Genomic DNA, 11,171 nt, shown 5'->3' on the forward strand with positions numbered 1-11,171 from the left:
ATACCTCTCTTGTCCACATTGCTTTAAATAGGCAGTAACATACTGCCCAAACGAATATCATGCTATAAATAATTATTTAACAGACAGGGCCATATCCAATAGTTCTTCACCCTCAGGGTAGCTTTCTAAAAACTTTTTGTAAGATGTTTCTCGAGCAAGGTTTTTCCACTCATCAAAGTCTTCAGGTGTCATAGTACCGATTTTAACACCCGCTTTTCGAAACACTTCGACTGAATTTGAATCTTGTAACTTAGCCTCTTTTGAGTAATAAGCTTCTGCTTTTTTACTTGCAGCCAATAGAGCTTCTTGTTGAGTTGAATTTAGTTTTTCAAATTTAGTTTTATTCATAATGACTGGCTGGTATAAAAACCAAAGAGCGACGTCTTTAGATGCTGGGGTGTAACACTTTACTTGTTCATAAATACGATAAGAAACGAAAGAAGATGAAGAAGTATTAGCTACATCTAAAATATCTGTTTGCATTGCGCTATAGATCTCAGCTGAACTCATTGAGGTGATAGACGCACCCGCTCCAATTAACATCTGTTCAAAGGATTTACCGGCTGCACGAGCTTGAAGACCTTCCATATCACTAGGCTTTTCTATACACTCGCCTTTACTCACAAATCCACCAGCAAGATAACCGTCGACCAGCACCATAACATCGTCTTGTGCCATTTTATCTTTTATACCATCCATAAATGGCGATTCTATTAATCTGACCGCATGATCATGATTTTTGACTAAGCCTGGCATTAGGGTTAAATCAAAAGCTGGCTGTTGTCCTGCAGCGTAACTTAATGGAAAAATTGACATATCAAGTAAGTTTCTACTCATTAGAGTATATTGCTCTTTAGGTTTAAATAATGACTTTGAAGGGAAAATTGTAATATTTAGATCTACATTAGCTGCAGATACTTCGTCAGCAATGATTTTCACAACTTTATGGCGTACATCGTTTGTAGACCATTGATGAGAGAGGTTTAATTCAGTAGCGCTTAAGGCTCCTGATGAAAGTAAAATTGTGGTAAACGTCAAACTTTTTATTATGTGTGATTTAAGCATTCTTGTTTCTCCTATACATAAATGAGTATCCACAATAGCGGCTTAAGTATTTTTAGCAAGCTATAAATATACAGATAGGGTAACTGCTCAGCACCTTGATCACATTTTTGATTATTTATAGAAGATCAAAAAAGATCGACTTGCTTGATCCTTTTGAGTCGTTATTCTAACTACTCTCTTCCTATTGGCGTAATGATACAGAATGAAAGTAAGTGGCATTGATATTGAAAGTAATATCGAGAAAATAAAATAGCAAATAGCGGATGACAAAACATTGTCCCCTTCTATGCGCACAACGTTAGATTTATTACTGCTTATCGTTAATTTGCTTTGCCAGCGCCTTGGACTCAACAGTCGCAATAGTGGTAAGCCCCCATCAAGTGTCCGAACAGAGAAAAATCACCCAGGAATAACAGTTCAAATAAAACAGGCGGACAAAAAGGTCATAATGGATCAACACTGGAACGTGAGATAGATCCAGATATCACCCATCAATTACCTGTCGATACAATTCTCTTGCCCAAAGGGCATTATAAAGAAGTGGGTTATGAAACACGTCAAGTTGTTGATATTGAATTTAAACGCATTGTCACTGAATATCAGGCTCAAATACTTGAAAATGAAGCGGGCAAACGCTTTACCGCCCCCTTTCCTGATGGTGTTAATAGTCGAATTCAATACGGTAATGGCGTTAAGGCGCATGCGGTGTACCTCTCGCAATATCAGTTACTGCCTTATGAACGTATTCGTGAATACTTCACCGACCAATTAGATATCCCCCTGAGCAGTGGTAGCCTTTATAACTTCATTAACAGTGCTTATAGCAAGCTTGAAGCGCTCAATGTAGGTGACCTAATTAAAGCGAATTTACAAAAAGAGAAAGTACTACATGCCGATAAAACGGGAATTAATATTAATGTGACACGGCAGTGGTTGCACAACGCTTCCTCTCTAAAATGGACCTATTTGTCTGCTCATGAAAAACGCGGCCAGGATGCAATGAACTCGATAGGCATATTGCCTCATTTCGAGGGGGTATTATGCCATGATCATTGGAAGCCCTATTATCGTTATAACTGTCTGCACTCGTTATGCAATGCACATCATTTACGTGAATTAACCCGATCTTATGAACAAGATGATCAGGCTTGGGCTGAAACAATGCGTCTATTTTTAGTTAATCTGAATCAAATTGTGAGGGATTCTGATGATGTGCTTACCCCAGAAAAACAAACTGGCTACATTGATCAATACAGAGTTATTTTAAAAGAGGGAGAAAAAGAAAGCCCTCCGCCAATACCAATAAAAGGTAAGCGTGGCAAATTGAAAAGAACCAAATCTCGAAATTTACTGGAACGCTTACAAAAATATGAAGATGATGTACTCAGATTTATGAGCAATAAAGAGGTTCCTTTTACCAATAATCAGGGTGAAAATGACTTGAGAATGGCAAAAGTTCAGCAAAAGATATCAGGTTGCTTCAGAAATGAATATGGAGCTGAGATGTTTTTTGGCCTACGAAGTTACTTATCGAGCTGTAAAAAGCAGGGTGTTAGTGGCTCCACTGCTTTAGCGCTATTGTTAAATCGTATGCTGCCGAATATTTTCACCCCTGCTGAGTAGTTACCACATAGGTTTGGCGTTGAAGATTTTAAATTAATATAGAAAAATCTAAAGGTTATAGGTATTAAATGATTTTTTTACTTTTTCGATGTCAATGAATTTGATGTTTTTTATCCCTGAACGGTAATAAAATACTAAAAATTGTATTCAGTAAATTACTTAAAGAGTTGAAGGACGACGGTGAAGGTATGACAATATTGTGAATTTACAAATGTAATATTTGAGAAGTTCCTATTAATTAGCTTTCCACAAGATTCAAATAATTCAATTAGTTCTTATGTTCAGCCGGAGATTCATTAAACTAACCCCCTATAACTGCAGTATTGGAATGTACTTCTTTTATAAAAAAAATTAATTACATTCTTACTGAAAATATTTATTAGTTCTTCCACCTTATTAGCTTTATGTTGGTCAGCTTGTTGGTACTCAAAATGTTTCTATATGTATTTTATTTAAGTATAGTTCTTTATTTATACTCAAAGAGTTGGTAGTGTTTGGTGAGCCAAGCAAAGATAAAACTACAACTATTCATCACTTTGTTCTACTTATAGCTAGCTTTATTGAGTTTTTAAATTGGTTTTGGAGCTTATAGTTGAGCTCCAGTATATATGTACACTTTTATTGGTGTTTTTATGCTTTTAAAAGCTGCACAAAGCGTGATAATCGCACCTAACAAGGCATTCAAGCAGGACAAATAACAGCTAGCTACTTGCTCCTTCGTCGCTTATTTTAGCCAACAATTATTTGCCTCTTAATGTGGCGTTAATTTTTTCAGAATATATTCGGAGGTTGCAGTGTTAGAAATTGAATGGATTTTATCTTTTTTGTTACTCGGTACATTTGTTGGTGTTATGGCTGGATTGTTAGGTATCGGCGGTGGTGGAATTATGGTTCCCATTCTAACAACAATTTTTTTGGCTCAAGGGCTTCCAGTCGAAAAAGTAGTTCATTTAGCTTTAGGTACGTCAATGGCTTCTATGATTTTTACTTCTTTTTCAAGTATGAGAGCGCACAACTCAAATGATGCTGTAATTTGGGTAATTGTTAAAGGTATTAGTTTAGGTGTTTTATTGGGGACATTTTTTGCCACATTTGTTGCATCTAAAATTGACTCTATCTATCTTGCTATATTCTTTTCAATTTTTATGGCGTATGTGTCTATCCAAATGTTTTTAAATAAAAAACCACAACCAGATAAAAACATCTCGGGGAATAAAGAAATATTTTTTGCCGGTACGGGTATTGGTGCTATTTCCGCTTTCGTTTCTATTGGCGGTGGTTCTTTAACTGTTCCATATTTAGTTTGGAGAAATATAAATATTAAAAAAGCTGTAGGTACCTCAGCAGCTATTGGTTTACCTATCTCGATAGCAGGGACTTTAGGCTACCTAATTAATGGGTGGTCAAATACGTCGGTAGAAAACTATACTTTTGGGTTTATATATCTACCAGCTGTTGTATTAATATCAATAACCAGTTTTTTCAGTGCGCCTTATGGTGTAAAACTAGCTCATTATTTGCCAGTTTCAGTGTTAAAGAAGATATTTTCATTATTGTTAATCACTCTTAGTATCAAAATGTTAATGACAATAATTTAAAGTGACAAGTGTTTGTAAATAAAAAACTAACAAGAACTTCAAACGGAAAATGATCTTCCCCCGCTTTAACGGACACCAAAATCATAACTAAAGATGAGGTGTTCTATGCCCAAGTACAACAATCCAAGACGAACTTGGCAGTATTCAAATGAGTTTAAAGTTAACGCGGTTCAACTCAGTTTTACTGTCGGCGTTACCATAAAATCCGTTGCTGAAAAACTCGACATACACCCATTTATGCTGTCACGATGGCGAAAAGAGTATCGTGAAGGGATCATTGTGGTGGATAAACGTAAAAAAGTAGCGGTCAAAACAAAACCAAAAAAGTACTCACCAAAGAGCAACAACTTGAACGCGAAAACAAACAACTCAAGGAGGAGCTGTATATCCTAAAAAAGTGGCAACGGTTTCTTGGGGAGGAACATCAAGCCGCTATCGATGCATCGAAAAACTCAGAGCCGACATAAAAGTTGTTAGGTTACTGGCGTTTTTGTGTGTATCTAAAAGTGGCTATTACGATTGGCGTGAACGTCAACCGAGTGCCTGTGCGATAGAAGATGTGGAGCTTATACCAAAAGAATTTAATTTGTGATCTAATGTGATATCGTTCATTTATCATTACCTGAGCGATTATCATATGAAAAAGACTTCTCAAATAAAAATCCCATATACAAATAATGCGAGCCTTAAACTACGCTACTTGGCAGTACAAAAATTCCATGAAGGCTATTCAAGAACATCAATTGCAAAAACACTTAATGCAAGTCGACGCTTGGTTAATGAATGGATCACAAATTACTTATCAGGTGGTTTTGATGCATTGGCATTAAAGCTAGCAACAGGACAGCCTTCTCGCTTAAGCAATGAACAAAAAATACAATTAAAAGAATACGTAATAGCTCATGCAGTTAAAGTGCAAGGAGGCAGATTGATGGGTAAAATATACAAAAATATATCCAAGAAACCTTCAATGTGAACTACTGCGTCAGAAATATTTATCGTTTAATGAAAGAGTTAGATATTGTTTGGATAACTTCTCGTTCTAAACACCCTAAGCAAGACTTAGCGGCTCAGGAAGTGTTTAAAAAAATTCCTAATTGAATCGATCATCATAATCCCTGGCCATATAGCACTTGATAAGGTGGATGTTTGGTTTCAAGATGAGGCACGGTTTGGCCAACAAAATACAACAACACGTGTTTGGGCAACGAAAGGTAGTCGACCGAGAGTAATCAGGCAGCAACAATTTATTTCTACGCATATTTATGGTGCTGTTTGCCCATCAACAGGTCAAACAGAAGCATTAATCAGTCCTATCTTGAGTATGGAAATGATGGAGAAACATCTCCAACAGATATCATATGCGACACCCGCAGGTCGGCATGCGCTTGTTGTAATGGATTGTGCGAGTTGGCATTCAAATAAGACCGCCATTAAATTTGATAATCTAACTATTATGCACCTTCCCCCCTATTCTCCAGAGCTTAATCCTATTGAACAAGTATGGGCTTGGTTGCGAGATAATGACTTAGCAAACTTCGCATTCAAAAATTATGAAGATATAGTTGACCAGGTGAGTAGAGGTTGGAATAATTTTAGGCATCAAGTTGACCACGTAAAATCACTTTGCCAAAGAGACTGGGCCAATCTGATCACAAATTAAATTCTTTTGGTATCAATGAAGCGGTGACAAAAAATCGTTTCTAGCAAATGATAGGAAGTCATTTATATAAATGACTAAACTTAAGTGGCAAAGGCAATCATAAATCCAAGTCTTACCATGGCACGCTTGGATGTATGAAAACTTGAATGCCAATCAAATTTAATGACGCAGACAGTGCGGCAATTATCATAAAGCAATAAAGACTGGCAACAACACAACACAGTATTAGCTTTTTTTGGAATGCTAATACACCGACAAGTATAAGGAGTTAAGATGGCCAATACGCTCAAAAATTTTAAACTTCAGCCTTTAGTTGATGCGAAATTTATTAAAACTTCACTGGCAACCTATGAGCAAAACGGTGTCAAAAAATCATGGGAAGTAGTCAAAGCGCATGACTCTGTAGCTATCCTTATTTATCATAAAGAAAAAGAGGCTTTTGTGCTTGTAGAACAGTTCCGCCCGGCAGTGTATTTGAACAATGATAATGGATTAACCATTGAGCTGTGCGCGGGTATTGTCGATAAAGACCTCTCTTTAAAACAGATAGCCAAAGAAGAAATAGAAGAAGAGTGCGGCTATGATATAGCGCTTGAGAGGATAGAAGAAATCACCTCTTTTCATACCTCCGTAGGCTTTGCCGGAAGCAGGCAAATACTCTACTATGCAGAAGTTGATCAGAGTATGAAGGTCAATGAAGGCGGCGGTATCGATGCTGAAATGATCGAAGTTGTGTACCTGCCGATAAACGAAGCCAAAGCGCTTATTTTTGATGTCAGCATCGCAAAAACATCCGGGCTTATGTTTGCATTTATGTGGTGGTTTGAACAGCACAAGAATGGCTAAAATACCATTGATTTTATTTAAGTAAACCGTGATAGGCCGTTGCGCCTATCACGTAAAATAGCCCTATCTTTTGTCCGTTGATCTTCAATGTCGGTATAAATCCTAATTAAAATCCATTTATTAAATCAATGCTTTACAGGTTTTTATATTTTTCAATGTAATCGCTTAATTATATTTTTGCTATGATTAATCATCAAACGCTGCCTATTTTAATAACCACTTCAGAAAGCTAATCGGTCTACTTTAGATTAACCAAAAATTCCTAAGATCAACAAACCACTGGTAATAAATAGGGTCGCAACTATTTTTTGCTTAAGATGAACGCGATCTTTAAAAAACAGTATGGATAAAACCACGGCTAATAAAATGCCAATATTGGTCATGGATAGCACATAAGCGGTGGGTAGGGTTTGCATAGCGAGTATCACCAAAGCATAGGCGGTTCCAATAAACAGGCTGCCTGCGAGCCACACACCTAAATGCGGACAGACGGCAGGAATAATAGTTTCACAATGTTTTTTCCGATAGAGGCATAATGTTATCCAAGCAGACAAATAACCCAGCGTAACTACCCCTAATAAAGCCGAAAAGCTATCTATCTGCTGGCTGATTGCTTTATCCGATAGCGAATAGATACTGGTAAAAAAAGCCGCTGAGAGTGTCCATAATAGCACTTTGGGGTTGTGCTTATGTTTCACTGTATTGCCCAGTATCCACAAGCCAATAATACTGACTAAAATGCCAAGGCAAGCTAGATTAGAGAGCGTTTCGTCAAAAATCCATAACGCCCAAATAGCCACCAGAATGGGAGAGCTGCGGGCAATAGGATAGACAAAAGCAACAGGCGCTAAAGCGTAAGCTTCTCGTAAAGAGAGAAAATACAGGCTATTCGCAAAAGCGGTGATGGCAATCAAACCTGTCAATGTCCAGCTCCATTCGATTTGCACTAAGTGATACAAACCATAACCACCCAATAAAAGAAGATGACCCAATAACCCCCACCATAAAAAGTCGGCTTTAGGGTTGACCTGTCGAGCCATTAAATTCCAGCTGACGTGCATCAGTACCGAAAGAATAATAAACAGCCAGGCCTGTTCAAAGGTAGAAAAAGAGGCCAGCACTATAATTCCCATGCTTGGTTGTCATAACCTATGGCCACATTTTCAGGTAGGCAGTTTGGATGATTGATAAAGTACTCATCTAAATTATGACTAATATGAGTAAGCACCAGTTTTTTAGGCTGAACCTCTGCAAATATCTCTAAGGCCCGGGTTAAATCATTATGATTTCTTGGCGCAGTTTCAAGCGGTGGTTGCTCGCAATCTAGAATCATAAGATCAATAGGTTGGTCAATGAGGTATTGCTTTACATCACGACGCAGTAAACCGGAATCACACAAATATGCAAAACGTTTACCATTTAACTCAATAACATAACCCATGGTTAGTTTGGAGTGAACTAATGGGATCGGGGTAATAAGAAGATCTTTAAATTCAAATGTCTGAAATGGCCGTGTTTTTTGAGAAAAATCAAATATTCCGGGATACTTAAACAGATCATCACAGCCTTTTGGATCATCGGGTGAAAAAACTGGAATAGTTTCGCCGACTCCCCAGCGAATAGGGAATAGGCCCTGCACATGATCCATGTGGAAATGAGTCAGTAAAACAGCGTCTAAACTGCCCGGTGGAAACCGCTCGGCAAGATGGTGATAACCGGCATCAATTAATAAACGTACCGTACCCAATTGCCCAGCTATTTCTAAAAAACCGCAAGCGGGATTACGCCGTAAATCGGGGTTAGCGAGTGCTCTATTACATACTATGCACTCACAACCATAAACGGGAGCGCCCTTCACTGAGCCTGTGCCTAAAAAAGTAAATTTCATAAGATTTTCACTGCCTGATTTCTAAGTAAGCTTACCAACTGTTCTCCAGCAACAGAAAGCTCACTGTTATTTTCAATAATTTGCATATTTGGGGAAGTTAATCCCACAAAGGCTTGTGCTCGTTGAATACGTTTTTCAATTTGTTCTAATGTTTCACGTCCACGCTTAATTAAGCGCTCATGTAATAAATTTGAATCCACTTGAATCAATACCGGCACAAGACCTGGATGTAATGCCACTGCCGTATTTAAATAACCTCTGGAGCCATTAATAACCACATTTGACCCCTGCATTAACCATCTATCCACTTCGACGCCAATCCCGTAATCTAACTCGTGGGAGTGCCAATTAAATTTAAAACAGCCCCGTTGTAGACGATTGTTAAATTCTTCCTTCGTAAGCTGAATGTGATTTTCACCCTTCAACTCTACCGGGCGTGTAATATAACGATGTGCAAAAACCAGCGATTCATTGGCCAGGCGCTGCCGTGCATAATGCAGCAAAGAGTCTTTACCTACACCCGACGCGCCAATCACATAGAAAAGTTTACCCTTAGAGGGATACTTTTTAATAATCGAATTAGGCATGGTCATAACTGGCTTTAAAGGCAGAAACACCGGCAACAAACACCTCAGAGACTTGTACTAAACCGTCTAAATTAGCAACCATAATAAGATCGGCGCGTTTACCCACTTCAATCACACCCCGATCATAAAGTTTCGCGGCTTCTGCCGGGTTTTTGGTCGCTAACTGTACCGCTTGTGCAAGGGTTAAATCTGAAATTTCAGGTAGTTTAAAAACAGCAACGATTAAAGCCGCTGGCGCGTAATCCGCACAAAGGCAATCGCAGACACCCGCATTAATCGCATCTAAGGCGCGCATTGAACCTGACTGGCTTTTACCACGTAGAATGTTGGGTGCACCCATAATGGTTTTCATGCCTTTTTTACGCGCATATTCAGCCGTTTCCATATTAATAGGGAATTCCGAAATACCCACGCCAAACGCGGTCATAGTATCAACACGTTCTTTACAATCATCATCATGAGAAGCCACTGCTATGCCTTGTTCATTAGCGGTTTTTATCAGCAGTTCAACACGCTCCATGGCCCCTTCTGCTTGTTGTTTTTTATTGGCAATTATCTTATCTAACTCTTGGTCAGACTTTTTATAACTTTTACCAAAATAGGCTTTATAGGAAGCTAAATCTTTAAACTGTCCTTGTCCCGGGGTGTGATCCATTAATGATACAAGCTGCATCACTTGGTTTTTCATTAAGTCTATTAGAATAGGCAGGCCGGTTGGATCTGTAATTTCATAACGACAATGGACACGATTATCGACTAAGGCATGTGGCTGGAATTGATGAACAGCTTGCGCAATTTGTTTCGCAAACTGGTTGTTACGTACGCCCAACTCTTCATTTGCAAAAGACAGAGCATGGTATACGGTGGTAATGCCTGCACTGGCATTATTTTTATCTGCCTGAGCACAAGCAAAATCTAATGGAAAATGCACATTAGGACGCGGCTCCACTTCTTTTTCTAATGAATCACAATGCAAATCAATCATGCCAGGCATTACAGTTTTGCCTTTAGCATCAATTGTTTGAACATCATCAGAGACGATTTTAGGATTAATAGCAGAGATTTTCCCATTTTCTATTAATAAACTCGCCTTGTTGAGAACATTGTCAGCCAATACGAGCGTTGCATTTTTAATATATAAAGGTTGCGTATTCATGGTTATGGAGCCTTGTTTATATCTGAATTAAAGAAGTTTTCGGTACCGATTGGCGGTTCAAGCACCACCACACTATCGGCTAGCCTTTTCACTAAATCCATATCGTGAAAGATGGCAATCATCGCGGTACCCGTCTGTTTGAGGTTGTTAATCAATTCAACAACACGATCCGTGGTTTTTGGATCTAAGCTTGCGGTCGGCTCATCGAGTAACAATAATCTTGGTTGTGCTAATAACCCGCGTGCCAAATTGACGCGTTGTTTTTCTCCACCTGAAAAAGTAGCAGGAGAAACTGCCCACAGTCTTTCCGGCAGGTTCAGTTGGCTTAATATTTCTCGTGCTTTTTCAAGTGCGATAATCCGCGATATGCCTTTCTTGATTAAAGGCATGGCCACGACATCTTCAGTCGACTGCCGGGGCAGAGTATGTAAAAACTGGGTGACAAATCCAATCTCGTCTTTACGCAACTCTAGAATTTGATGTTCATCAGCCTTAGCCAAATCCGTTTGTTGTCCTTGTTCCGTGGTAAATATTATGCGCCCGCTGGTCGGTAAATAAGTACGGTAAATGCCTTTTAAAACTGTCGATTTCCCTGCACCTGTAGGACCGGTTAAAGCGGTTAAACGACCAGGGTAAGCTTTTAAAAATACGCTGTGCGCCGAAGGCAGTTCTGTTCCTTGTTCATGCAGCATAAAAGTTTTTGAAAAGTCTTCGACTTCTAAGATAGGTTGAATACTCATTGTCC

Annotated in this window: 8 protein-coding genes and 3 pseudogenes; 5 read left to right on the forward strand and 6 right to left on the reverse strand. The window is 38.7% G+C overall.

What is annotated here, in order from left to right; genetic code table 11:
- Nucleotides 1-72: 72 nt before the first annotated feature.
- Nucleotides 73-1,065: a TRAP transporter substrate-binding protein DctP gene (gene dctP, locus PING_RS18960; RefSeq protein WP_011771904.1), complete on the reverse strand. Its 993-nt coding sequence runs from the start codon at nucleotides 1,063-1,065 to the stop codon at nucleotides 73-75.
- A gap of 256 nt (nucleotides 1,066-1,321) precedes the next feature.
- Here dctP and tnpC point away from each other — a divergent pair.
- The 5 genes and pseudogenes from tnpC (at nucleotide 1,322) to PING_RS18990 (ending at nucleotide 6,795) form a co-directional block, all read left to right on the forward strand.
- A pseudogene (gene tnpC / locus PING_RS18965) lies at nucleotides 1,322-2,688 on the forward strand (IS66 family transposase).
- Nucleotides 2,689-3,482: 794 nt separating this feature from the next.
- Nucleotides 3,483-4,286 (forward strand): sulfite exporter TauE/SafE family protein, encoded by an 804-nt coding sequence (locus PING_RS18970; RefSeq protein ID WP_011771905.1) that lies wholly within the window; start codon nucleotides 3,483-3,485, stop codon nucleotides 4,284-4,286.
- A 105-nt stretch (nucleotides 4,287-4,391) separates the two neighbouring features.
- A pseudogene (locus PING_RS18975) lies at nucleotides 4,392-4,854 on the forward strand (transposase); the annotation flags it as partial.
- A 69-nt stretch (nucleotides 4,855-4,923) separates the two neighbouring features.
- Nucleotides 4,924-5,949 (forward strand): annotated as a pseudogene (locus tag PING_RS21960) (IS630 family transposase).
- 273 nt (nucleotides 5,950-6,222) lie between these two features.
- Nucleotides 6,223-6,795 carry an NUDIX domain-containing protein gene (locus tag PING_RS18990; RefSeq protein WP_011771907.1) on the forward strand — a complete coding sequence of 191 codons (573 nt, stop codon included), beginning with the start codon at nucleotides 6,223-6,225 and terminating at the stop codon, nucleotides 6,793-6,795.
- Nucleotides 6,796-7,043: 248 nt separating this feature from the next.
- Here PING_RS18990 and PING_RS18995 read toward each other — a convergent pair whose 3' ends face one another.
- The 5 genes from PING_RS18995 to phnL are packed head-to-tail and all read right to left on the reverse strand — an operon-like array spanning nucleotide 7,044 to nucleotide 11,166.
- Nucleotides 7,044-7,928 (reverse strand): EamA family transporter, encoded by an 885-nt coding sequence (locus PING_RS18995; RefSeq protein WP_198134725.1) that lies wholly within the window; start codon nucleotides 7,926-7,928, stop codon nucleotides 7,044-7,046.
- Nucleotides 7,916-8,683 (reverse strand): phosphonate metabolism protein PhnP, encoded by a 768-nt coding sequence (phnP, locus tag PING_RS19000; RefSeq protein ID WP_011771909.1) that lies wholly within the window; start codon nucleotides 8,681-8,683, stop codon nucleotides 7,916-7,918. Before phnP ends, PING_RS18995 begins: the two co-directional genes overlap by 13 nt.
- Nucleotides 8,680-9,270 carry a phosphonate metabolism protein/1,5-bisphosphokinase (PRPP-forming) PhnN gene (gene phnN / locus PING_RS19005; RefSeq protein WP_011771910.1) on the reverse strand — a complete coding sequence of 197 codons (591 nt, stop codon included), beginning with the start codon at nucleotides 9,268-9,270 and terminating at the stop codon, nucleotides 8,680-8,682. The genes phnP and phnN overlap by 4 nt, the downstream gene beginning before the upstream one ends.
- Nucleotides 9,263-10,426: an alpha-D-ribose 1-methylphosphonate 5-triphosphate diphosphatase gene (locus tag PING_RS19010; RefSeq protein WP_011771911.1), complete on the reverse strand. Its 1,164-nt coding sequence runs from the start codon at nucleotides 10,424-10,426 to the stop codon at nucleotides 9,263-9,265. Before PING_RS19010 ends, phnN begins: the two co-directional genes overlap by 8 nt.
- Before the next feature lie 2 nt (nucleotides 10,427-10,428).
- On the reverse strand, nucleotides 10,429-11,166 hold the full coding sequence (phnL, locus tag PING_RS19015; RefSeq protein ID WP_011771912.1) for a phosphonate C-P lyase system protein PhnL: 738 nt from the start codon (nucleotides 11,164-11,166) through the stop codon (nucleotides 10,429-10,431).
- Between the last annotated feature and the right edge of the window lie 5 nt (nucleotides 11,167-11,171).

The sequence above is a fragment of the Psychromonas ingrahamii 37 genome (assembly GCF_000015285.1).
In the GTDB taxonomy this organism is placed as follows: Bacteria; Pseudomonadota; Gammaproteobacteria; order Enterobacterales; family Psychromonadaceae; genus Psychromonas; species Psychromonas ingrahamii.